The sequence below is a fragment of the Echinicola vietnamensis DSM 17526 genome, from assembly GCF_000325705.1.
Classification (GTDB): domain Bacteria; phylum Bacteroidota; class Bacteroidia; order Cytophagales; family Cyclobacteriaceae; genus Echinicola; species Echinicola vietnamensis.
This window is the reverse complement of record NC_019904.1, coordinates 5,424,773-5,450,234: the sequence shown is the minus strand read 5'-3', so window position 1 is coordinate 5,450,234 and position 25,462 is coordinate 5,424,773. Positions and strand designations below refer to the sequence as shown.

The 25,462-nt window shown below is 49.9% G+C and carries 16 protein-coding genes; 14 read left to right on the top strand and 2 right to left on the bottom strand.

Annotated elements, in window-relative coordinates:
- Nucleotides 1–25 precede the first annotated feature (25 nt).
- Complete coding sequence (locus tag ECHVI_RS22170; protein ID WP_157501572.1) at nucleotides 26–3,085, bottom strand: beta-L-arabinofuranosidase domain-containing protein; 3,060 nt, start codon at nucleotides 3,083–3,085, stop codon at nucleotides 26–28.
- A 408-nt stretch (nucleotides 3,086–3,493) separates the two neighbouring features.
- Here ECHVI_RS22170 and ECHVI_RS22165 point away from each other — a divergent pair, with 408 nt between their 5' ends.
- The 14 genes from ECHVI_RS22165 to ECHVI_RS22100 all read left to right on the top strand — a co-directional run bounded on the left by ECHVI_RS22165 (nucleotide 3,494) and on the right by ECHVI_RS22100 (nucleotide 22,547).
- Nucleotides 3,494–3,823 (top strand): hypothetical protein, encoded by a 330-nt coding sequence (locus ECHVI_RS22165; protein WP_015268246.1) that lies wholly within the window; start codon nucleotides 3,494–3,496, stop codon nucleotides 3,821–3,823.
- A gap of 30 nt (nucleotides 3,824–3,853) precedes the next feature.
- Nucleotides 3,854–4,477, top strand: a complete 624-nt coding sequence (locus ECHVI_RS22160; protein ID WP_015268245.1) for a hypothetical protein — start codon at nucleotides 3,854–3,856, stop codon at nucleotides 4,475–4,477.
- Nucleotides 4,456–5,220, top strand: a complete 765-nt coding sequence (locus tag ECHVI_RS22155; RefSeq protein ID WP_015268244.1) for a sensor histidine kinase — start codon at nucleotides 4,456–4,458, stop codon at nucleotides 5,218–5,220. Before ECHVI_RS22160 ends, ECHVI_RS22155 begins: the two co-directional genes overlap by 22 nt.
- Nucleotides 5,220–5,921 carry a response regulator transcription factor gene (locus tag ECHVI_RS22150; RefSeq protein ID WP_015268243.1) on the top strand — a complete coding sequence of 234 codons (702 nt, stop codon included), beginning with the start codon at nucleotides 5,220–5,222 and terminating at the stop codon, nucleotides 5,919–5,921. Before ECHVI_RS22155 ends, ECHVI_RS22150 begins: the two co-directional genes overlap by 1 nt.
- Nucleotides 5,922–6,356: 435 nt before the next feature.
- Entirely contained in the window at nucleotides 6,357–7,220 is an 864-nt protein-coding gene (locus tag ECHVI_RS22145; RefSeq protein ID WP_015268242.1) for a hypothetical protein, read from the top strand.
- 198 nt (nucleotides 7,221–7,418) lie between these two features.
- Complete coding sequence (locus ECHVI_RS22140) at nucleotides 7,419–8,324, top strand: type 1 periplasmic-binding domain-containing protein (RefSeq protein ID WP_015268241.1); 906 nt, start codon at nucleotides 7,419–7,421, stop codon at nucleotides 8,322–8,324.
- Between the two features lie 51 nt (nucleotides 8,325–8,375).
- Nucleotides 8,376–8,810 (top strand): hypothetical protein, encoded by a 435-nt coding sequence (locus tag ECHVI_RS22135; protein ID WP_041739149.1) that lies wholly within the window; start codon nucleotides 8,376–8,378, stop codon nucleotides 8,808–8,810.
- Between the two features lie 51 nt (nucleotides 8,811–8,861).
- Nucleotides 8,862–9,428 carry a phage tail protein gene (locus ECHVI_RS22130; RefSeq protein WP_015268239.1) on the top strand — a complete coding sequence of 189 codons (567 nt, stop codon included), beginning with the start codon at nucleotides 8,862–8,864 and terminating at the stop codon, nucleotides 9,426–9,428.
- Nucleotides 9,429–9,581: 153 nt separating this feature from the next.
- Entirely contained in the window at nucleotides 9,582–17,120 is a 7,539-nt protein-coding gene (locus tag ECHVI_RS23175) for an MBG domain-containing protein (protein WP_015268238.1), read from the top strand.
- Nucleotides 17,117–18,145, top strand: coding sequence for a PorP/SprF family type IX secretion system membrane protein (locus ECHVI_RS22120; RefSeq protein ID WP_015268237.1), 1,029 nt, complete (start codon nucleotides 17,117–17,119; stop codon nucleotides 18,143–18,145). Before ECHVI_RS23175 ends, ECHVI_RS22120 begins: the two co-directional genes overlap by 4 nt.
- A gap of 137 nt (nucleotides 18,146–18,282) precedes the next feature.
- Nucleotides 18,283–19,311, top strand: a complete 1,029-nt coding sequence (locus tag ECHVI_RS22115) for a hypothetical protein (protein WP_015268236.1) — start codon at nucleotides 18,283–18,285, stop codon at nucleotides 19,309–19,311.
- 409 nt (nucleotides 19,312–19,720) lie between these two features.
- Nucleotides 19,721–20,569 (top strand): COG1470 family protein, encoded by an 849-nt coding sequence (locus tag ECHVI_RS22110; RefSeq protein WP_015268235.1) that lies wholly within the window; start codon nucleotides 19,721–19,723, stop codon nucleotides 20,567–20,569.
- An 8-nt stretch (nucleotides 20,570–20,577) separates the two neighbouring features.
- Entirely contained in the window at nucleotides 20,578–21,546 is a 969-nt protein-coding gene (locus ECHVI_RS22105; protein WP_015268234.1) for an ABC transporter ATP-binding protein, read from the top strand.
- Nucleotides 21,543–22,547: an ABC transporter permease gene (locus ECHVI_RS22100; RefSeq protein WP_015268233.1), complete on the top strand. Its 1,005-nt coding sequence runs from the start codon at nucleotides 21,543–21,545 to the stop codon at nucleotides 22,545–22,547. The genes ECHVI_RS22105 and ECHVI_RS22100 overlap by 4 nt, the downstream gene beginning before the upstream one ends.
- A 127-nt stretch (nucleotides 22,548–22,674) precedes the next feature.
- Here the strand turns inward: ECHVI_RS22100 and ECHVI_RS22095 are convergent, their stop codons facing one another.
- On the bottom strand, nucleotides 22,675–25,452 hold the full coding sequence (locus ECHVI_RS22095; protein ID WP_015268232.1) for a TonB-dependent receptor: 2,778 nt from the start codon (nucleotides 25,450–25,452) through the stop codon (nucleotides 22,675–22,677).
- Nucleotides 25,453–25,462: the final 10 nt, after the last annotated feature.

Genomic DNA, 25,462 nt, shown 5'->3' with positions numbered 1-25,462 from the left:
TCTTTTTTTGTTTTTTTCCATTTAATTAATCTTCTAAGGTGACGTCCAGGTAGACCGAATGTCGTCCATAGGTTTCATAGAAAGGTTTGTAGGTCACCCCGTCGATGGTAAATTCCAATGCTTCCGGATTTCCATTGATGGTGGCTCCGATATTTTTGGCATTCAGGGTTACTTTCCGCCATTCCTTTCGTGGCTCCTCTTCCTGGGCGGCCAGCAATACGGGACCATAAAATAGGCTGGCAATGTTTTGCTGGTCCATGACAGGTTCCAAGTGGAATTGGAAGGGGATGTTGATGTCAATGGTGTCGCCATTTTTCCACTTACGTTGGATGGTGGCGTAGGTTCCTGGGACAGCATCGACCTGTGCTGGTTTGCCGTTGATGGATACCTTGATGCCTTCGGTGGCCCATTGGGGTACCCTAATCTTGAGAACAAACTTCCCTTTGCCCTGTACGGTCAGGCGGGTATGGTCTTCCTTGGGAAAGGCAGTAGACTGGACGATGGTCAGGTTTCTTTCTTTCCAATGCAGGGTAGAGGGAACAAATAAGTTGACATAAAGGCTTTGGTCATCGACACTTTTGAAATAAATGCTGTTTTGGAGTTTGGTGCTGCTTTCAATGGCTGTTCCGTTGCAGCAGGTGAAGCCTTTCATTTTGGGGTTTCCAAATTGCTTGATCGAACCCGGCCTGAGGGGAACATGGTAGGTGTTGGCAGGGCTGTCCTTGGCGACCGAGGCCAGGATATGGTTGTAAAGTCCCCGTTCATAATAATCCATATAGGCAGGGTCCTGCTGGAATAAAAACAGGTTTCTGCTAAGTTTGAGCATGTTGTAGGTGGCACAGGTCTCATTTTGTCCACCGGCCGAGAAACCAAATTCATAGAGGGTTGCCGGCTCGGTGGTGAAACACTCTGCATTCGCAGGGGTCCGGGCACCCGCAACCCCTCCAATACTGTACATATAATCATTGGTGGCAATATGCCAGAAGTTGTCGGCGATATGAAAGTAGGGGGCAGATTCGGTGTCCCGGTACATTTCCAAAGCGCCCATGATCTGGGGAATGTGCTGATTGGCATGCAGGCCACGGAAGGTGTCCACATTTTTGGCCAGTCCATGGTCATGGTCCGCATTTCCATAGAATACGGTGATGTTGTCGAATAATTTTGCTGCCGCCAAATACCGGGAGCTGCCGGTGATTCGGTACAGTCTGGCCATCGCTTCGTTCATCCCACCAAACTCCCCGGCAATATACGTGTTCCACATGCTGATCAGGGTGCTGGTGGGCAGTTTGTCCAGTCGAGCGGCTACCCAAGTGCCCATGCCTTTGGCCACGGAGAGGGCTTTTTCGTTTCCACTTACTTCATAGATATCCATTAACCCTGCCAAGATCTTGTGGAGGGTGTAGTAAGGTGCCCACACTTGGTCTTTTTGTCCACCATATTTGGCGCCATGCTCGAGCATGATGAATTGGTCAGGAGGATAGGCACTGATATATCCCTCGCCCCAATTCCAATAATCGGTACGAATGCCCTCTTCGCTAAGGTCGGAGTCATAGAAATCCTTGCCAGGTCCCATGGGAACTGCCGTAGGGTCCGCGTTATGGCCATCTGCCTCGGCGGATGGTTTTCCTGCCATTTGGGACAAATTATATAGGGTGTTGACCATATAGGCCATTTTGTCGGCAAAGTTGGCCTGCAGGGCAGTGTCATAGCCGGTACTGGCGTAGGCCTGGGCAATGGCCGTCAAATAGTGCCCCGTGGCATGGCCGCGCAATTTGGTTTCCTGGCTGTCCCACACGCCCAAGGGAACCGCTCCAGCAGGCTGCTCCTGGCCAAAGGCGTTTCGGAACATGTACAGGAAATCGTCCGGATTGGTGCCGGCCAAGGTGCTGATGAACTTGTCGCGGTTTTCGATGAATTTAGAGGAATGGCCATGGATATCCGTTTCCAGGCTTACCGCGTCCAGCCCGAATGCTTCCAAGCTTTGCTCCGGGACAGCTTCATCTACCTTTTCTTTGATCGTCACTGTGGCGACAGGGACAATGGAAGACCCCGCGATTTTACCTTTGACAGTATATTTACCAGGTTCCTGCACCTGGTGATTGTCTTTTGGAGCCGGCCAAATGACCCGTACTTTGGGGCCGTTGATCCCATCGCGGTACGTACCGTTTACATAGCGGGGAAGTCGTGGGAGGTGCCCCGTTTCGGTGGCTACTTGCACATCATCTACTCCGGTCAGGTATTCGCTGTACAGTTGGGGGTGGCCTTCTGCAAATACCTGCAGGTCATCCTCCGGTTGCTTTTGCTCATTCACCCTGCTTTCCCCTTCACCTTGCAAGGCGTTCCGGTGGATGTTAGCCACCTGCCCGGCGGTTAGCGGGGTCCGGTAAATCCTGAAATCATGCAGTTTGGCCTTTAGGTAGGGATCGTCCGGAGAAGCGGGTTTTCCGATCGTAACGAAAGATGGGGAAGGAGTACTTTCAAATAAGCTGGTCAGGTCTAAAGGTGCCGTGATTTCAGCTGTTTTTTCGCCATTGAGGTAATAGCGGGCGACTTTATCGGGGATGTCCAGCACCAAGGTGAGGTGATGCCATTTTCCTGTTTCCAAGGGCTTGCCTTCGAGGACATATTTTTTTCCGGAAGGGGTGGTGAGCAGGGCGAGGGCCGTTTTGCCATCTTCGGTTCCCGAGGGCGCCATCAGCAGGCGGTTTTCGGTTTCGCTGCCGATATTGAACAGCAATTGTCCCGGCGCGTTTTCCATGAGGAATACCCAACAGGAAATGCTCATGGATTCCAAGCCTCTTAGGGTCTCTGGTGGAATGGAAACAAAAGCACCTTTTTCTCCTGAAAGGGCAAGTACACTGCTGAACGTTTCATCTTTGACAAAAGAGGTTCCATGTCCTTTTAGCTGGGCATGGAGGTTGTTTCGTGACCAGTCCTTGGCATCTTTGTCCAAGCGGTAGCGGGCGATCAAGTCAGTTTCCCCTATGCCATCGAGGATTTGGTCTCCGCTTTGCGCCCACGTGAATGCGGGCAAGCAGCAGAGGAGCAGAATAATTAATGCAGGTATCCGGTTTGCTTTTGTCATATCCATCAATTTTCCACAGTGTTTTTGTCCAATGAAATGTCCGTAGTTGGAGCATTTATTTGCATGCATAAAGGTAATTATTATCCGCTAAGGGAGGTTGTGGCATATTGGCGGAGGTTGACACTATATTAACAAGATATGTTGAAGGGATTGGGCATTTATTTTATAATATATTCGTCCAATTGTACCAAATTGTCATTGGTAAAAATTTCATGCATGGGCGGATGGCCTTTTGCCATTGATGTCAGTATTTAAGTAAACTAACGGAAGAAATTTGTTCGTAAATGCAAGAAGATAATATTTTATAATTACCTAAACTTGCTTTGAATATCCTTTATTTAGGATTAGCTTGCAATATATATTCACCCCCTACCTAAGTTTGACAACATTAATTTAACAAACTAAACTATGAAAAATACTATTCCTAAGGCAACTGCAAAGAAATGGATGCAGCGGTGGAAGAAAATGGAGAAAGACTACAACAAAAAGACCCCTGTCAATGGTTTTTTGGTGCCGATGATAGACCTGCAAGAGGTCATTGCTGAAATCGGTGCGACCAATGTCCGTACCTATTTGGGCATTGATGACAATGACATGGAAAAGCTCCTGATCGTGGGCGTGGATGAAAACGGAAACGACATGACCAATGAAGCCCAGGGGCAGTTTGTGTATGATTTTACCAAGCCCTGTCCGCCGGATTGTGGGGAAATGGATGATGATGGACTGTTGAGCCTATAAACGTTTACCACCTGGCAACAACTATCGATCATGAGTGTGTTTAGCGTATTGAACTACCTGAATTTGATTTCGTTTTCATTGGTGGTGATTTTTGGAGGCATATGCTTTCAAAGATCCAATCTGCCTACCCGGATCTTTTCAGCTACTTTCTTTATCGTTTACCTTGTCCAGGTGGTGAGTTTTTTCCTCGCCAGAAACGGTATCAGTAACCTATTGCTGTTCCATGTATACTTTGCTGCGCAATTTATCGGTTATGGGCTGTATTACTGGAAGATTTTGCCTTCCGGGCCTTCCAGAAGGTGGTTTTTGGCCTTTTTGGGCCTCTGTGCAATATTGACAGGATGGGAATACAGCACCAAATGGAGCAGCTTGGCACAGGTTTTTGGCGGGTATTCGTACTTCGCCATGAACCTGATATTTGTCTTTACGTCCATTTTCTATTTGGTACATGGTGTCCTAAATGACCGTTCCATGACGCATAAACTGCTCCATTACGGAATGATGATTTATGCCGGTGGAAGCTCCATCGTATTTCTGTTGGGGGATAAGCTGAGCCAGTTGGACTGGAAGCCCCTGTTGTTCATTAACCTGGTCCTGTTCATGGTCTTCCAAGGATTCTATTTCGCCCAATTATGGAAAGTACGGAATTCGTAAAGTATATTTTGCTGGCCATAGGCTTGGTGATGGTCATGGCCGTCGTGGTAATTGTTTCGCTGGAGCTTTTCAGGAAGAAGGTCATTCAGGAAAAGATGCGCAATGCCGAGCTGAAGCTCAAACACCAAACGGAACTGTTGCATACGGTGATTCGCTCACAAGAGGAAGAACGCCGGAGGGTGTCGGATGCATTGCACGACGATATCGGTTCCAAGTTGACCACGATCAAGCTCAGCTTGCACCAGCTCAAAGCAGGGGAAGGTGATGGGCCCTTGCCCGATGTATTGGCCCTTACCGAAAAGGTGGTGGACAGCACGCGCGAACTCAGCCATGCCTATTCTCCGGTGGTCTTGGAAAAGTTTGGCCTGGAAGCAGGAATCGAAGAATTGCTGGACAGTCTCCCAAAGACTGAAAATGGCCCAAAAGGACAGCTGGACGCTTTCATTCAAGATGGACTGTTGGACCAAGAGGGCAGGTTGATCCTCTACAGGATTACACAGGAACTGCTGAACAATACCGTCAAGCATGCGGAAGCTTCCAAGGTTTTTGTCAACATCCGGATAGATTCCAAGGGGATCGACTATCGCTATCAGGACAATGGAAAGGGCTTCGACGATCAAGAGGTCGCTGACGGTATTGGCATGCTGAACATCCAAAACCGAGTAGCCATGATGGAAGGGGTTTTGGCCATTGATTCCAAAGCGGGAAAAGGTTTTATATTGACGATTAAAAAATCATTTTGATGGAGCAGAAAATTCGCATAGCATTGGCTGATGATGAACGGCTTTTTAGGGCGGCATTGGGCCACTTGTTGGAGCATACCGGCAGTTATGAGGTGGTTTTTGATGTAGGAAATGGGGTAGAACTGACCGAAAAGCTGGTGGAAGCAGAAGGAGGTGCCGATTTTCCCGATATCATCCTGATGGACCTGAAAATGCCCGAAATGAATGGTGTGGAGACCACCAAGGTCGTGGCCAAAAAATACCCTGAGGTCAAGGTGATCGCGCTGACCACCCATAAGGGCAAAGCCTTTATCCTCAATATGCTAAACCTGGGAGCTTCAGGCTATATTACCAAGGATGCCAGTCCTGAAGCCATGCTGGAAGTGGTCGGGGAAGTAGCGGAAAAGGGGTTTTTCTACAGTAACGAAATCCTGCAGATCATCAATGGAGACTTTCATAACAGGACCAAGAAAAACAGTACATCCGAGTTTGATGCAGGATTTATTACCAAACGTGAGAGGGAAATTCTATTGCTTCTCTGCCAACAGTACAGGACACAGGAAATAGCCGAAAAGCTTTTTCTTAGTGAGCGAACCGTGGAGGGACACCGCAATAACCTTTTGAGCAAGACCAATTCCAAAAATGTGGTGGGATTGATCGTGTTTGGTCTCCAGCATGAGATTATCGATGTTTCCGACCTGACCGATCCGCTGAACGACTGACACTTGGAGCAGTCGGTGTTCAGAGGTTTATCGGTGTATTTTTTTGATGATTATTGCCCTTTCGGCCAAAGATGCTCCAGAACCCATGCAGGTATTTTTACCCAAAAGCAAAGCCGGCCATTTTTACGCTGTTGTGCAAAGGTGATTTTTCAGACCTTTGAATCAACGAAAAGAAAGGATCCCTATTTGACGCTAATGGACAGGCATTTTTGCCACGGTTCTACAGTGGATTTTGTAACAAGGGAACAGACCACGCCAACGGTTACAGGCAATTTCATTTGCCTGTGTTTTTAACAACAACAAGACCTTTGTTGTGTTGCGGATGGTTGTATACTATTGATCATCAGCAGCTTTGTAAGCTGGGAGGAAGCCGAAAATCCCTTCAAAAGAGTAAGCGTTACCAAGTTTTTTTTTAACCATTAAATTCTTAACATCATGGGAATCAGCATTAGTATTATTGCAGGACATGACCAGTCCGTTTCAAGTGTAAATGCAAGTGGAACGGTCCAGCACGTCATCACCGACGAAGAGCGAACCACTTTTAGATTGGGCGATAAGCAGCTCAAGGATGCGGTAAAGGCCTATTTTGGCAAATCTCCAAACGATGCCTATCTGCACAGTCCGACACCATGGGGCGATTTGTACAAGAAATACAGTTGGCCCCAAGTGCAGATGGTGCTGGTCGTTCAGAGCGCAGAGATCTTGGGCATCACCTCAGAACCGGTGATCGTCAAGACCCAGGAATTCACCAATGACAGCAGCAAAAAGGGGACGTTTAACGTCGCCATTTCCGATTCGGTAAACAATACGACCAGCTCCAATTGGAGTACAGGAGGAACATTGTCAATTGGCCAGAAGTTTAGCTATGACGTGAAGTTTCTCGGTGCTGGCGGTGGAGGGGAGACCTCCCTTTCCTATAGCCAATCTTGGGGAGTAGGAGGGCAGGAATCCAAGTCCATTACCGTGGGATCCACCGCAGGAGTGAGTGTGGAGCTCGACCCGGGGCAGTCCATCCTAGCGGAACTTTCTGCCAGCAGGGGTGTCATGAAGGTGAGGTTGCGGTACAATGCCTACTTGATCGGCAACACGGCCATCAATTATAACCCCACCTACAAAGGTCATCACTTCTGGAGCCTGGGAATCGGCGGGGTGATGTCATCGGGAGGAATCAAAAATTCCGTGCAGTCTACCGAAGACATTGAAATCGGATATTATTCCAATTCCAAAATCGAATTGAAGGATAAGACCAACGGGAAATTGGTACGTGAAAGGGTGCTTGCCGACGAGGTGGGTGTTTGATTTTTCATTACAGGATGGCAGGGGATAATCTCCTGCCATTTTCTTTTGGGGACTACCGTTTTTTGTTAGGCATGACCACGTATTTCTACCCGGTTTGGGGAATGGGGATTTTTGCGCTGTCAGGGAGATTGATAATAATGCAAATTTGCCCTTACCAACATGAGTAAAAAGAAATAGATAGTAAAAGTTGCTTTTTTGATGATGAAAGTAGGATTGTTCATACCGTTCTCAGGCCAGGCTTCCCGCGTTGAACAGGAAATCAAAAACGGCCTGAGGATCGGTATAGCCAGTGATGGGCAAGATAAAGTGGACTTTATGGTCCAATATTACCATACCACTGTACAGGGAGATTTTAATGTGGCCCTAGAGCGACTTGAGTCAACACCAGGTGTGTCGCTGATATTGGCGGTGCAGGAAGGAAACAGGGAACCGGGAATCTTGGAGAACCTGCAGAACTGTCACTGTCCCGTTGTGGTGATCAATATTGCCACATCTGGAAATCCGTGGAACCATATGGTGCCACATATTTTGGTCAACAGCCTGGATTTATCATCCAGTCAGTTTGTACTGGCGAATTTTGTAAGGGACTTATTTGGCCAGCAGTCTTGTGTCAGTCTTAGTAAGATGGACAATCCTGCATGCCTTTTGGAAAGCGATAAGGAGACTGGACCTGTCATAAAACGCCTGATGGATTATTGTCACGATGTCTCGGATATGATCCAAGTCCTGGAGGTCAGCACCAAGTCCCTATTTTCGGCATCCACTTGGTTTTGTGAACTTGAAAACGAGGCTAATTTGGAATTTGTGGAGCGTTTTCAGCGGTGTTTTGCTACCATTCCATCCCCCTATGCCCTGCTTGCCTATGAAATCGGTTTGCTACTGAGAAATCCCAGCCATAAAGGACATTCCCCTTCACCAAACGGTATTTTACCGGCTTTGCAGCGGGTAAACGTGACCGGGCCGCGAGGAGCGATCAATCTGCGTACAGGAAGCCCCCGATCCAGTGTCGTCTATGTTTCCAAAGTCGGGACAAAGCATGAAAACATAGGATCCAAAAGGGAGATTGTTTTCAAAGAGGAGTATAGTGTAGCATGTAGTGGATGAATTGTAGGATTAATATAGCGACGCTCCAGGAGCGTTGTCAGCCATTCGGATATGGAATTATTAAGGTACAAGGTGTGTAATTGCGGGCTTGCCCATGAAGCGTTTATACCTGCGGGCAGCGAACAAGAGGGGCAGCAACATGCTTGGGAGCGAAGGGGTTTTTGTCCGCTGGCTGTACGGAACAGCCGTATAAGCTGTGCACACAGCATGGCGTGGTATGGTTTCCTAAGAGAGCTGCAGCAGGATCCTGAAAAGTACCAATCGGATCGCGTGCAACTTTTATTAGGGAGCATGGAAGCGTTAAGAACGCAAATATTCAAGCTGGACCATCAAAAAAGTGATTTGGAAGCTGGAAAGAAAAATGATATAGACAATAGATCCATTCATCAGAACCTTCAACGACTTTCGGAAAACTACGACAAGGTAATTGATGAAATGAAAGCACTTTACCAAAAGATCAACCAGGAATATCAAGACCAAGGTTAACGACATATAGCGATTACTGAAAATCAATTTTTGAACTAAAACAACGAAAAAATGGACGAGTACATGGCAACCGTAAAAATGTTTGCAGGAAATTTTGCCCCAAGGGGCTGGATGTACTGCGAGGGCCAGCTTTTGGCAATTTCACAATATTCCGCACTGTTTTCTTTATTGGGGACCACCTATGGAGGGGACGGTAGGACGACTTTTGCACTGCCCGACCTGAGGGGAAGGGTGCCTGTAGGTCCTGGACATGGACCAGGATTGTCCGATCATAGACCGGGACAAAAAGGTGGTGCAGAAACCAATACGCTTACCTTGGCCAACTTACCTTCCCACAGCCACTCGTTGGCTCCGGTCTCGATCAAGGCAAGTCCTGCACAGGCTACCGAGCAAATACCAGGAACCAATGGCGCCACGACCATAGCGGCACCCATGGCAGCAGGTAGACCTGCACAAGGGTTTAACAGTGAAGCTCCAAGTGTCTCGCTGAACGCTGGAAGCCAGACAGTTTCAGAGACGGGGAGAACAGGGGGGAATATCCCGGTGAACAATGTCCAGCCCTATTCCTGCATCAGTTTTATCATTTGTGTGCAGGGGATTTTCCCGCCACGAAATTGATGGAAGCGCAATGTAAGATGATGAGGCAGGGGGATTCCCCTGCCCTTAGCCGTTTGTGAGGATGCCGCTCAAATACCGACAGGGCTTGCTCCTGTGATGAGGCCTCCATTTGATCTACCTCCCCTTTACAATGCCCCTGAAACAAAAGAAATTATGAAGAATATTTACCTACTGACATACTTCAAAGCACTGTTGCTTTTTGTCGTCGGATTGATGTGCTCCTATCAGTTATACGGGCAGACGTTTATGGAAAACTTTGATGACGATCCTGCATTTAACGTGACCAGCAAGGACTTTACAAACGATGGTATCAGGTATCAGATCAATGGATTAAGTTCGAATTATACAAATGCCACTTCAAATTCAACATTTTCATTGTCTGAAGATGGAGCAGCAGATTATGCCCTTCAATTTGACAAAGGAGGTAGTTTTAATATTAACAGTATTGTCATAAGTCTAGGATCTGGGCAGGTTTTTAGTCTCCAATCTTTATCCTTTGATATTATTGCAGATGCAAATATCACTTTTTCAACAAACGAAGGGGGGAGCAAGAGTTTTCCATCCAATGGAGTCTATTCTGTTGAGCAAAATTATGATTTTTCCTCTGAATCCGGCTTTAGCAACATTACAAGCTTTACCATTTCCGGAGGGAATATTACTGTCGATTTGGATGATATTGTTTATAGTATTCCCACCGCAAATACTGCTCCAACGGCTTCCAGTTTCACGGCATCGAATGGGCCTTACGAAAATTTGGTCTATACTTTTGCTGCTTCGGATTTTGGTTATTCGGACGCTGATGGAACCCCCTTGAACCATGTGCTGATCGAATCGGTAGCGGGGACCGGCACCCTCTTTTTGGATGGGGACAATGACGACACCTTTGATGGGGGAGAAGCTGTCGTAGGGGGGCAGCAGATCAGCAAGGCCAGCTTGGATGCCGGAAACTTGCAGTATATCCAAGCCGGTAGCACCAACACTTCCTTTCAGTTTGAAGTAAATGACGGCACGGATAATAGCTCGGGAAACTATACCGCTACTTTGAACGTAACCCCGGTGCCCACGGTGACACTCAGTGTAAGCCCCACTTCCAAATATGAAAGCCTGGCCACAGCGACCACCGTAACCGCGACGCTATCCAATAGTTATGGGATGAACACCACCGTAGGGCTTTCTACTGGAGGGACCGCGACGAATTCGGTAGATTATAGCCTGAGCAATACAACGATCACGGTTCCTGCCGGAAGCACCACGGGTAGCGTGACCTTAAACAATATCCCTGATGCCCTGTACGAGATGAATGAAACGATCATCATCGATATCAATACGGTCACTGGCGGATTGGAGAGTGGTACCCAGCAGGTGACTTATACGATATTGGACGATGATCCTCCACCCAATGCGACCTTGGAAGTGCTGGATTATTGGAATCCCATTACCAATGAAGCAGGAGGACAGGCTTATGTGAGGGGAAAATTGGACCATGTCGCTGGTGTAACGGTGACGGTACCATTGAGCTTCTCAGGTACCGCCACAGGCGGAGGAACGGATTACGCTGTCACGGGTAGTACGATAACCCTCTCTCCAGGAGAGTTGATGGACAGTGTTCGGGTGACTTCCCTTCATGATGGTGTGGAAGAGGGGGATGAAACGGTCGTTATCGATATGGAGACACCCACCAATGCAGTGGAGAGTGGTACCCAGCAGGTAACCCTTACGATCAAGGATGCCAATATGGTCGCACCGACAGGCTATAGCGTGACATTTGACCAAGCCAATATCAATGCTGCCAATCAGACGGCAGCCAGCTTTACCTTTGCGGGTGCAGAGGTGGGTGCTGACTATGCTTATACCTTCACCAGTAGCGGGGGAGGAACAAATGTGACCGGATCAGGAAGCGTTGCCACGGCCACTGATCAAATCACGGGGATCGATCTTAGCGGTTTGGGAGACGGTACCGTTACCCTGTCGGTGACCTTGACGGACGGTTTTGGGAATACAGGATCAGTCGTTACGGACACCAATACGAAAGACACGTCAGCTCCCTCGGGCTATAGTGCAAGCATGGACCAAGCCAATATCAATGCTGCCAATCAGACGGCAGCCAGCTTTACCTTTGCGGGTGCAGAGGTGGGTGCTGACTATGCTTATACCTTCACCAGTAGCGGGGGAGGAACAAATGTGACCGGATCAGGAAGCGTTGCCACGGCCACTGATCAAATCACGGGGATCGACCTTAGCGGTTTGGGAGACGGTACCGTTACCCTGTCGGTGACCTTGACGGACGGTTTTGGGAATACAGGATCAGTCGTTACGGACACCAATACGAAAGATACGTCAGCTCCCTCGGGCTATAGTGCAAGCATGGACCAAGCCAATATCAATGCTGCCAATCAGTCGGCAGCCAGCTTCACCTTTGCCGGTGCCGAGGTGGGCGCTGACTATGCTTATACCTTCACCAGTAGCGGGGGAGGAACAAATGTAACCGGATCGGGAACCGTCGCCACGGCCACTGATCAAATCACGGGGATCGACCTTAGCGGTTTGGGAGACGGTACCGTTACCCTGTCGGTGACCTTGACGGACGGTTTTGGGAATACAGGATCAGTCGTTACGGACACCAATACGAAAGACACATCAGCTCCCTCGAGCTATAGTGTGACATTTGACCAAGCCAATATCAATGCTGCCAATCAGTCGGCAGCCAGCTTTACCTTTGCCGGTGCAGAGGTGGGCGCTGACTATGCTTATACCTTCACCAGTAGCGGAGGAGGAACAAATGTGACCGGATCAGGAACCGTTGCCACGGCCACAGACCAAATCACGGGGATCGACCTTAGCGGTTTGGGAGACGGTACCGTTACCCTGTCGGTGACCTTGACGGACGGTTTTGGGAATACAGGATCAGTCGTTACGGACACCAATACGAAAGACACGTCAGCTCCCTCGGGCTATAGTGTGACATTAGACCAACCCATAATTAATAGGGCAAACCAATCAGCGGTCAGTTTTACTTTTTCCGGAGCAGAGGTGGGGACGACGTATGATTATGAACTCTCCAGTTCAGGTGGAGGAACTCCTGTCAGCGGTACGGGTACTGTTTCTTCCTCCAGCAGTCAGGTAACGGGAATAAATGTCTCTGTCCTTGGTGACGGGATCGTCACCCTGTCAATGACCCTGACAGATTCGTTCGGTAACCAAGGGGCCTCTGTGAGCGATACCAGCACCAAAGAGACCAATGAAGCACCTACAGTCAGTGGGCTTTCCATTAAAGGTGTAATGACGGTGGGAGAAACCTTATCAGCGGATTATACCTTCAATGATGCAGATGGAGATGCCGAAAATGGCACGGTGTACCAATGGTATCGAGCTGACGACAACACGGGAACCGGCAAATCTGCCATTCCGACTGCAAACAATAAACAATACTCTTTACAAGCGGGAGATCGTGGAAAATTCCTTAGTGTTGAGGTGACACCTGGTGATGGCCAAGATGCTGGTACGACGGTTGAAAGTACGTTGGAAGGCCCTGTGAAAGCGGATCAGTCCATTACTTTTGGGGGGATTACTCCAAAAGCATATGGTGATGCGACGTTTACTTTGGGAGATGCACAGACCGATCAAGGCCTTGAGGTGACCTACGTGGCCGATGATCCATCGATGGTCAGCATCAATGGAAACCAGGCCACTATCCTAAATGCGGGGACAACACAAATTACCGCTTCACAAAGTGGTGATCAAACAACGAATGCAGCTACTCCAGTAGTCCGAAATTTAACGATAAATACCGCAACCCTCACGGTGACGGCGGAAGATCAGTCCAAAGTTTACGGCGGCGTGGACCCGGCCCTGACAGTTACCTATGCGGGCTTTGTGAACGGTGACGATGAAACGGCCCTTGGCGGCAGCTTGAAGGTTTCGCGTGCCATGGGCGAGGATGTGGGCGATTATGCGATCACGGCTTCGGGCTATACCTCTCCAAACTATACGATCACTTACACCGCGGGCACTTTTGAAATCACACCTGCCGCATTGACGGTGACGGCAGCAGAGCAGTCTAAAGTCTACGGCAGCGTGGACCCGGCCCTGACAGTTACCTATGCAGGCTTTGTGAACGGCGACGATGAAACGGCTTTGGGCGGCACTTTGACGGTTTCGCGCACCACGGGCGAGGATGTCGGTACTTACGCCATCACAGCAGCTGGTTATACCTCGCCAAACTACACGGTCACTTACACCGCAGGCACTTTTGAAATCACGCCTGCCGCATTGACGGTGACAGCGGAAGAGCAGTCCAAAGTCTACGGCAGCGCAGATCCGGCCCTGACGGTTACCTATGCGGGCTTTGTGAACGGTGATGATGAAACGGCCCTTGGCGGCAGCTTGACGGTTTCGCGGGCTGCTGGTGAGGATGTGGGGGATTATGCGATCACTGCTTCCGGCCATACTTCTACGAATTATACAATCAACTATGCATCGGGCACTTTTGAAATCACGCCTGCTGCCCTGAAGGTGACGGCGGAAGATCAGTCCAAAGTTTATGGCAGTATGGATCCGGCTTTGCCGGTTACCTATGCAGGCTTTGTGAACGGTGATGATGAAACGGCCCTCGGCGGCAGCTTGAAGGTTACGCGCGCCACAGGCGAGGATGTGGGCGGTTATGCGATCACGGCTTCGGGCTATACCTCTCCAAACTATACGATCACTTACACTGCGGGCACTTTTGAAATCACACCTGCTGCCCTGACGGTGACAGCAGCAGATCAGTCCAAAATTTACGGCAGCGCCGATCCGGCTTTGACGGTTTCCTATGCAGGCTTTATGAACGGTGATGATGAAACGGCCCTTGGCGGCAGCTTGACGGTTTCGCGCGCCACGGGCGAGGATGTGGGGGATTATGCGATCACGGCTTCGGGCCATACTTCCACGAACTATACAATTAACTATGCTTCAGGTACTTTTGAAATCACGCCAGCTGCCCTGACGGTGACGGCAGCAGATCAGTCCAAAGTCTACGGCAGCATGGATCCGGCCATGACGGTTACCTATGCGGGCTTTGTGAACGGTGACGATGAAACGGCCCTTGGCGGCAGCTTGACGCTTTCGCGTGCCACGGGTGAGGATGTGGGAGATTACACGATCACGGCTTCGGGTTATACCTCGCCAAACTACACGGTCACTTACGCCGCAGGCACTTTTGAAATCACACCTGCTGCCCTGACGGTGACGGCAGCAGATCAAGCGAAAGTCTACGGCAGCATGGATCCGGCTTTGACGGTTACTTATGCGGGCTTTGTGAACGGTGACGATGAAACGGCCCTTGGCGGCAGCTTGACGGTTTCGCGTGCCACGGGTGAGGATGTGGGCGATTACACGATCACGGCTTCGGGTTATACCTCGTCGAATTATACGATCAACTATGCATCGGGCACTTTTGAAATCACGCCTGCTGCCCTGACGGTGATGGCAGCAGATCAGTCGAAAGTCTACGGCAGCGCAGACCCGGCCATGACGGTTTCCTATGCGGGCTTTGTGAACGGCGATGATGAAACGGCCCTTGGCGGCAGCTTGACGGTTTCGCGCGCCACGGGTGAGGATGTGGGCGATTACGCGATCACAGCTTCCGGCCATATCTCTACGAATTATACGATCAACTATGCATCGGGCACTTTTGAAATCACGCCTGCCGCCCTCACGGTGACGGCAGCAGATCAAGCGAAAGTCTACGGCAGCGCGGATCCGGCTTTGACGGTTACCTATGCAGGCTTTGTAAACGGGGACGATGCAATGGCCCTTGGCGGCAGCTTGACGGTTTCTCGGGCTGCTGGCGAGGATGTGGGGGATTATGCGATCACTGCTTCCGGCTATACTTCTACGAATTACACGATCACTTACGCCGCAGGTACTTTTGAAATCACGCCTGCTGCCCTGACGGTGATGGCAGCAGATCAGTCGAAAGTCTACGGCAGCGCAGACCCGGCCATGACGGTTTCCTATGCGGGCTTTGTGAACGGTGATGATGAAACGGCCCTTGGCGGCAGCTTGACGGTTTCGCGTGCCACGGGTGAGGATGTGGGCGATTACACGATCACGGCTTCGGGTTATACCTCGTCGAATTATACGATCAACTATGCATCGGGCACTTTTGAAATCACGCCTGCCGCCCTCACGGTGACAGCGGAAGGTCAGTCCAAAGTCTATGGCAGCATGGATCCGGCTTTGACGGTTACCTATGCAGGCTTTGTAAACGGGGACGATGCAATGGCCCTTGGCGGCAGCTTGACGGTTTCTCGGGCTGCTGGCGAGGATGTGGGGGATTATGCGATCACTGCTTCCGGCTATACTTCTACGAATTATACAATCAACTATGCTTCAGGTACTTTTGAAATCACGCCTGCCGCTATGACGGTGACGGTAGCAGATCATTCCAAAGTCTACGGCAGCGTTGATCCGGCCATGACGGTTACCTATGCGGGCTTTGTGAACGGTGACGATGAAACTGCCCTTGGCGGCAGCTTGAAGGTTACGCGCGCCACGGGTGAGGATGTGGGCGATTACACGATCACGGCTTCGGGTTATACCTCGATGAATTACACGATCACTTACACTGCGGGTACTTTTGCCATTATCCCTGCAGTTTTGACGGTGACAGCGAATGACCATGTCCGGATTTTTGGGGCCAGTGATCCTAGGTTCACCTATCAGGTGGCTGGACTCGTAAACGGGGACGGGCATGAAATTTTTGAAGGACAATTGGAGCGCGCACCTGGAGAAGGTGTGGGGGCATATGCGATCAACAAGGGAAGTCTATCGGCAGGAAGGAATTACCAAATACAATTCACGAGCGCATTGTTGACCATTAAAGCCATCGAGGTGGTGGCCTTTTATGAACAACCTGCCGTAGCGGTCGCTTGGGGAACGGCATCAGACCAAATCCCTCTTCCGACGGAAGTGCTGGTTCGGACACGCCATGATGAAATGATCAACTTGGCCGTTGAATGGGACCGCTCTTCCATAAACGTGAGGAGCCGGGGAAGCTATACCGTGACAGGAGAGCTGAACTTACCCGAAGGGGTTACCCGTACAGCTGAAGGGCCTTTCCAGCAGGTGGTCGTTGAGGCCAAACCCGCTCCTGAGGACATTGTATTGGACCATGATAATTTTGTCGCTGACATTGGTTCGGATCAAATTGTCGTAGGTGGTCTATCGGTAATCGATCCTGTGGATGATCAGCATACGCTGAACTTGGTGGGCAATGCCAAGGACAATGCCTATTTCAGTTTGTCAGGGACAGCCCTTTTCTGGAGTTCTGGGGAGGCATTGCCGGGCAGGAGGACTTTCGAGGTTCTTGTGGCCGTGACCGATGCAGATGGCAACAAGGTGGAGAAGCTTTTTGTCGTCAATCGCCTGCGGGTGCCACTTGATGAGGTGACGATCTATAACACTTTTACGCCGAACCAAGACGGTGCCAATGATACTTGGGGTGTTCCCGAGCTGCAGTTTTACACTGATGTAAGGGTGATGGTCTTCGAACGTAGCGGAAACCGGGTGTTCTTTACCGATGATCCGGATGAGCATTGGGAGGGGCAATTCAATGGAAAAGAGATGGCGGCAGGAACCTATTTCTGGGTGATAGAAGTGGGTGAAACCGGAGAAGTGAGAAGAGGAACATTAAACTTATTGAGGAGATGAAAGGATTCACAAAACCGACAGGTCAGCAGGGGCGTCGTTTCGAGCTGGCCACTTACCCCAATATTATTATGAACAAGATCGTCATGTCAATGCTGTTGCTGATGTTGGCAAGTGCCACCTCTGTGAAGGGCCAGTCCAGAAAGTATATCAGCCAGTTCAGTTTTTTCCAGAGCTATTACAATCCTGGCCTGACAGGGTATGAGGGCAGCACCTTGCGGGGCTTTGTCCGTAACCAGTGGAGCGGATTTGAAGGAGCGCCCAAGACCATGTTTTTTAGCGGAGAACTGGATTTTGCCGAGATGAAGGGGGATGCGGATCCCGCCCTGATGGGCAAAAATGCTATCGGGCTGAACCTGCTATTTGATAAATACGGGGCGTTTAACGAGACCGGTTTAGTGGTGTCCTATGCCAGCCGGGTGAGGTTGACGGAAAAGCACAACCTCAGGTTAGGGGCAGGGGTGAGCTACACCAATGTAAGGCTGGACGGTACGGCCATGACCGTAGAGCAGCAGTCAGATGATGTTCTCAGCCATTATATCGGTGGGTTCTCGGATATGCAGATCGTCGATTTTAACCTTGGGTTGGCCCTGACCCATTCCAATTATTACCTTTCCTATGCCATGCATCAAGTGAATGGAGGGAGGATTTCCAGTGGAGATGATTTTATGGAAGGACGTCCTGTCAACTATATTGTTCAGGCGGGATACCGGGAAGCGTTGGGCCATCATCTGGCCGTCAGTACCAACTTTTTTTTCCGCTCCCAGAAAGATTTGCCCGATAATGTGGAGTTCAATGTCAAGGCCTTGTTTATGGACAGGTTTTGGATCGGAGCAGGGCATCGCATTGATTATGCCAATAACCTACAGGCAGGGTTGATCTTTGATAAGTTTAAAATGGGCTATGTGTATGAGTTTCCTACCAATGGCAGTTATTTGCTTCCCGGCAACACCCAAGAGTTTATGCTGGTGTTTAACCTGTTCAGGAAAAATGAGCGAAGGCAGCCCGATGAAGTGCTGATATGGTAAATCTCCTGACACAGGCCGGATCCACACCAAATAGGGACTGGTTTTAGGGTGTGGTCGTACGGTCTACGTGAGCAGGTTTTTTGAAATGCCTTGAATGGTAGTTCTATAGTTTAATTTAACCCATAAACCACATCACCATGTATACCTTAAAAAATTCAATCCCTGTGCCGGGCTGGAAAGGAGGCTTCCTTGACGGGCATCCTGATTGGAAATATCCCAATCCCCAATTGGGCAGTTTGCCCATGTTGGACAATTTGGCCAATATCAACCTGCTCCAAAGGCAGATGCCGGTAAAATGGCCAGAATTCAGTTGGAAGACCCAACCGGATGGAGGAGAGTCAAGTCGCTGCTTTCAGATGTTTGCGCCCTATATTTCAAGGTTGGGTTACACCGATATCGGAAGGGTTTACTCCATCATCTGCCCTCAGCAGGGCGTATGGATCTTTGATAAAATCTGCCTGAATGTGGAAGTGACCGTGACGGGACAGCGGGGATGGGTCAATGAGCAGCCGGATGATCAGGCCAAAGGCCCTTCGTTGGCAGCCGATATGACTGTGGAGGGCAAAATATGGTTTAGCCCAAAACAAGGGATCTTTGGCCAACTGCTGTGGGCAGTACTGGAAAAAAGCCATCATCCGTTTCCATTGGACAAGGCCAATGCCATCAAGGTGACGACACATTGCCCACAGAAGCCCGAACAACCGATTTTTCCACTGCGTGTAGGGGAGTCGAAGAAGTTCAAAAGTCCAGATTTTAGCCGTCATGAGGATATGGCCTGGGTGGTAGGAAACCTTGACGTCGAAATTGGTGACATCACCAAAACAAACGATCCCAAGGTCGACGAATTCAATGAGCTGGTCATGAAGGCGTTTAATATCGCATCGGGCAATATGCTGGCGCCAGGGAACATCCTTTCTTGGAACGTTTGGTTCGAAGCCCCGGAGCTGGTCAACCAACAGGAGTGGCGAACACATGCTGAGCGGTGGAGAAAGTCAATTGATGAACATCACGGTTCGCCCGACGGCCCTGGCTCCAAGCCGCGATATTTCAATGGGGAGGAGTTTAGTCCACTGGAAAATGCCTTGGATGAAGCCATTGCGGACGTGTTTGATTTTCTGAAGCGCCATTTTAAGGAGCTGATAGATTGGCTGAAAAAGTTGGCTTGATAAGGCCAGACTTTCGCAGCAATGCTAGTTTTTTTTGGCAGCTTGCCTGACGATGTGCAGGCCATTTTCACGGGATACCAAGGCCAGTCACAGTAGCGGGTTTTAAGGCCCAGGTGTACAGGTTTTGGTTTCTTTTTTTACTTGTCGCAAGAAGGTAAAGGTCACGCCCGAATTTGGCAAGCAAGCCAAGCGTTATCCGCAGTTAATCATCCAGAACCCATTTTGTGCAGCGTAGGGAGCAACCTGCCGGACCAAGCATGGTTCTTTTAAAGTGATTGTTAAAAAAAGTTAATTTGTTGCGTTAATATCATTCATGTAATAAAATTGGGGTTGCAATTCTTAGGATTATCCAGGGATAAATTGAATAGGCGTCTTTATTAACTATTAATAACTTTCACTTATTTGAATTATGTCAGTAGATAGTGTTAACCTAGAGAGGCCCTTTTTGGGCATTCACCCATTCGTAGTTTTATTGTTTTTGGTTTTTTGCTTGGCATCACCCATTGCCTCAGCACAGGAGTCCACCAAAGCTCCTTCATTTTCGGCCCGTTTGATAAACATGGAAGCTCCGGTAAATGAGACTTTCCGGTATCAGGCCACCTTAAAGAACGGCTCCTCCGCTTCCCGTTATACCTTGGATGCCAAGGCTCCAAAGGGCTGGCGGGTAAAATTCAAGGTCAGCGGCAAACAGGTCACCTCCCTGCAAATGGATCCGGAAAAATCCGAGAACATCTCCATTGAGGTCCATCCCGCCTATGGGGCAAAGCCGGATCAGTACGACATTCCTGTTTATGCGGTCGGAGAGGACTCCCTTTCCCTAAACCTGGAAGCCGTGGTAGAGGGATCGTTTGCCTTGGAGCTTACCACGCCATCCGGAAGGTTAAGTGGTGAAGTGACGGAAGGAAAAAGCAAACAGGTCAACTTGCAGGTCAAAAATACCGGTTCGCTGGCCCTTGAGGAAATATCCCTTTCTTCCAGAACTCCGCCCAAGTGGGAAGCGACTTTTTCACCATCCACCATTGAGCGGTTAGCGCCCGGCAAATCCACCGATGTGGTGGCGACCATCACCATTCCCGATAAAACGCTGCCCGGGGATTACGTGACCAAGTTTACGGCCAAGGCCTCCGAAACCAGCAGTGATGCATCTTACCGTATGACCGTGACCACATCACTGCTGTCAGGTTGGGTCGGTATGCTCGTCATCCTGATGGCCATCGGTCTCGTCTATTTGCTGATCCGGAAATTTGGAAGAAGATAAGATCGCCCATGGACAATCCAATCATTAAACTGAGCGGCCTGACCAAAAATTACGGGGCATTCCAAGCGGTCAAGGGACTGAACCTGGAAATTGGCAAAGGTGAAATTTTCGGACTGCTCGGCCCCAATGGTGCAGGCAAGACGACCACCATCCTGATGATGATGGGGCTCACCGAGCCCACTTCCGGGATGGCCCAAGTATGCGGTGTCAATGCCACCACCCATCCGATCATGGTAAAGCAAAAGGTTGGGTACATGCCCGATAGCGTGGGATTTTATGATAACATGACGGCCATGGAAAACCTCATGTATATCGGAGAGCTGAATGGCATTCCCCGAAACGAAATCCAGTCCCGCGCACTGGCAACCTTGGAAACGGTAGGCCTCACCGGGAAGGCGGTCGACAAAAAGACCCGGGCGTATTCCCGCGGCATGAAACAGCGGCTGGGCTTGGCGGAGGTGCTGATCAAAGAGCCTGAAGTAGTGGTCTTGGATGAACCGACATTGGGGATCGATCCCAGTGGGGTAAAAGAATTCCTGTCACTGATATCCTCCCTGAGCAGGGAAAGGGGACTAACGGTATTGCTCTCCAGCCATCACCTGTACCAGGTCCAGCAGGTATGTGACCGGGTGGGGATTTTTGTGAAGGGCGAGCTGTTGGGAGAGGGGAGCATTCATGCGCTTTCCCATAAATTGTTTGCCCAAGAGGGACATGGCGTAAAGATCACCTTGGCCGAAAACCTGGAGAAGCCCTGGAAGCATAAAGAAGACATGCTGAACCTTCCCCATGTACAAGGGGTGACCCTGAAGGGAAATGTGCTGGAGATGGTCAGTGCAGCAGATGTCACTCCAGATGCTGTGCGCTTTATGGTGGAGAAAGGCTATGCGGTCACTGGAGTGCATAAACGGGAATATGGGCTGGAGGATATTTACCAAATGTATTTTGATCACCAAAAAATAGAGGATAAACTACCATGAATACCTTAATGTCATCATCGGAAAACCGTCACGAACAAGGGGCTGGGCGTTGGCATAGCCCTTTTTGGACCATGGTGGGAAAAGAAGTGGCTGACCACCTGCGAAGTTGGCGGTTTATTGTGTTGTTGGTATTGATCGCGCTGACCTTTTGGGGAACCACCGCCGTGGCCATGGGCCATCTCCGGGAGGTCGTCACCAAGGCCAAGGACACCGGTCAACTATTCCTTTACCTGAAATTGCTGACGACCACTGAAGGTACCCTTCCCCCGTTTCATGTGTTCTTGAATTTCTTGGGGCCATTGCTGGGGATTGGGCTGGGCTTTGATGCCATTAACTCCGAACAACAGAACGGAACCCTGGCCCGGGTGATGGCGCAGCCCGTCTACCGGGACAATCTTTTGCTTTCAAAATTCACCAGTTCCCTGATATTGGTCGGGGTGCTGCTTTTGAGCCTCGCCTTGTTGATGATCGGAGGAGGCATGGTGATGACCGGCATACTGATAGAAGCGGAGGAGGTAATGAGAATTTTGGGCTTTACCGTATTGTGTACCGTTTACGTGGGGTTCTGGTTGGCATTGTCCATTTTGCTGTCAGTGGTGTTCAGGCAGCCGTCCACTTCTGCATTGACCGCCATGGGCATTTGGCTCTTTTTCACGGTTTTTTACAGGATTGTGATTGAGCTGGCCGTCAGCGCTTTTGCTCCAGATACACGGGAGTTGGCACCGTCGGAAGCCATTCGTTTTAATGGGATAATCCTTTCACTGCTTCGGTTGGCGCCCAGTCAGCTGTTTACCGATGCGACCACCACCTTGCTGATGCCTTCCGTCAGGAGCTTGGGGCCGGTAACCATGGAGCAAATGGCCGGAGCGGTACCTTCTCCACTTTCCCTGAAAGACAGCTTGATGGTCGTCTGGCCACAAGTGAGCGGCCTGGTAGCGGCCACGGTGTTGTGCTTTGCCCTGACCTACTATTTGTTTATGCGAAGGGAGGTAAGGAGCTAAAAAATGTAAGGGGTAATTTTAATTGGTAGTGATTGATGCCGTACTTCCCTTGTAAGATAAGGCTGCCCCTTTCAAAATGGCAATTGACCATATAGGAGCAGCCTTTTAGCTTTGGTTTCAATTATGATTACTCAAACAGGTCGAACTTAATCCCGAAGTTAAACCGGGCATTGTAATATTCTTCCTGCATCGTCCTGGCACGGATGCCTTGGTAGTACCTCAGCGGCTGGTTGGTCAGGTTGTTGCCTTCAACAAACAGCCGCCACTTGGGGGTGAAGGCATAGGAAGCATTGATGTCCAAGAACATCTGCTCATCGTAATACCTGTCCTCAAATTGGCTGCCGCCCAGTTCATCAAGGTAGTCGCCTGCATAGTTTAGAGAAGCCCTGAACACCAATTTTTTGGTTTCATAAGAAAGGGAGGCATTGAACATGTGCTGGGCAGTACCCGGTAGCTCAAGGTCATCTTCTTCCCTGCCTTCGATGCCGGTGGTCTCGGACTGGGTAAGTGTGTAGTTCAAATAAATGCCCAGCCCCTTCCAGATTTGCTTTTGGATGGAGGCCTCCAGCCCGTAAACGGCGGCGGTTCCCCCATTTTCCGGTCGGGTGTATTCCAAATTGTCGCCGAATACCGGATCGTTATAGTTCAGGTCGGTCTTCTCATAGACAAACTGGTCGATGTCTTTGTAGAAACCACCCAATGATATCAATCCAACATTGTCAAAATACTTCTCGGCCATCAAGTCAAAGTTCATGGAAACCGTGGGCAACAGGTCTGGATTTCCTCGGGAAAGTTCATCGTCCTCCGCGACATATTCCGCGTAGGGAACCAGGTCATAGTAGTTTGGCCGGGCGATGGTGTTGGTCCATGCAAACCTTAGGATGGTATTTGGATCCGCATCGTATTTCAAATGCACACCAGGCATGAAATTGGAATAACTGTCGTCTTGGGTGGCCTGGGTGAAGGTTTCGTTGTCCACATCATACAGGTTTCCCGTGTAGTCAATGCTGGTATGCTCCCACCGAAGACCAACGATCGCGGACAGCTTTTCTGTAAACTGGTGATCAGCCATGGCATAGGCGGCAGTGATGGTTTCATTGGCCGAGTAATTGCCAGGCAAGAATTCTTCAAGTACGGATTCCCTTTCAAAGAGGGACGGGTCGTTCAGCTCAAGGTTGCCCAGGAAATCCGGATCTGCAAAATTCCCGATAAGGTACTGACTGCCAGGGAGGAAGTCAGGGTCAGATTGGTCGGTGTATGGCATATCACCAAGTGTCGTTCCAAAGGCGTCCTCATCCAGTGGGGAATACTCGAAGTAGTTGTTGTTCCTGTTTTTGTACTTACCCCTATAGCGGCCTCCGAATTGTACGATCCCCTTATCGCTGTAAGGAAGCTTGAAGTCCAGTTTTGCATTGAGGTCCTCGTCAAATGTGTACTGGTACTCATCGGACAGGTTGTCCAAACCAAAGCCAAGATTGTCCGACAGATTGGTCAAGGCCGCATAAGGCTTTCTGGGATTGGTGATGTCAATGTTGACGTTTTGGTCTTCTTCCCGGAAGGTGATGTACCTTTCATGTGGACGTTCCTCGGATGCTTTGGCATAGGTGGCAGACCAATCCATTTTCAGTTTGTTGAACAGGTGGTCACCTCCCAAGGTGAAGTTTTTTACCCGCTGGTCTTCCAATCGCCTGGGCTGCTTGTTCCTGCCGGCCACCTGACCGCCTTTGGTCTCGTATTCAACCCTTGCGCCCGAGGAAGTGAATACTCCTGGAGAGCGCTCCTCATAATTTCCGTCATCGAATACGTCGTCAAGATTGTCCACTTTCATGGCAAAGCGGTTTTCCCAATCGTCCCGATGATTGTACATGCTGGAGAACAAAAGGGTATGGTTGGGGTTGATCTCATAGTCCAAAGCCAGGGAAACCGAACGCCGGACCCTTTGGACCAGATACTTGCGCATTTCAAATTCCTCTAGCCCTACGCCGTTGTCACTTTCATACCATACGGATTCAATGTTCTCCGAACCAAAGTTGTGGTTGTTATAGGAAGCAGAGACGATGGCTCCCAGCTTGTCATTCAAAAAGCGATTGCCGACAATCATGGCACCGGTCCAGATAGGCTTGTCGGAAAGTAAGTTGATGCCCGAAGCGGCCGTACCGGAAATCCGCAAGTTATTGGGAGCCTGCCGGGTGACCAAGTTTACCGATCCACCGATCGCATCGGCGTCCATGTTGGGAAGGACCGCCTTGTTCACTTCGATGGTCTGGATCATGTCCGAAGGAATCAGGTCCATCTGCACCCTTCTGTTGTCCCCTTCAGCAGAAGGGATCCTTTCACCGTTCAGGGTGACCGAATTTAGCTGCGGCGCCATTCCCCGGATGATGATGTCCCGGGCTTCTCCCTGGTCGTTCTGCATGGTAATTCCCGGGATGCGTTTTAGGGCATCCCCGATGTTGGCATCGGGAAAGCGGCCGATTTGGTCAGAGGAAACGATATTGGTAATGTTGGGATTGTTTTTTTGCTGGCTCAAGGCCTTGGCCTGGCCTTTCAAGCGGTCTCCCATCACCACAAATTCAAGGTTTTCGATGGTCTTTTGGTCCAGTTTGAAATTTAAAATGGTGGTTTCTCCGTCTTCAACGGTGGCCGTATGGACGACCGATCCATATCCCAGATAGGAAACGGATACTTCATATTCCCCTTCAGGAAGGTCCACGATCGCATAATCGCCGGCCTGGTTGGTAACGGTACCCAATCGGGTGTTTTGCAGTACCACATTGGCGCCCGGCATCGACAGGTTCTGGGCATCGATGACCCTGCCCCGGAGGACTCCCTGCGCAAAAAGTGCCTCTTGGCCCAAGCAGCAGAAGGCCATCAAGGTCAATGTTTTCAGTAATAGGTTTTTCATAATGGAGTGG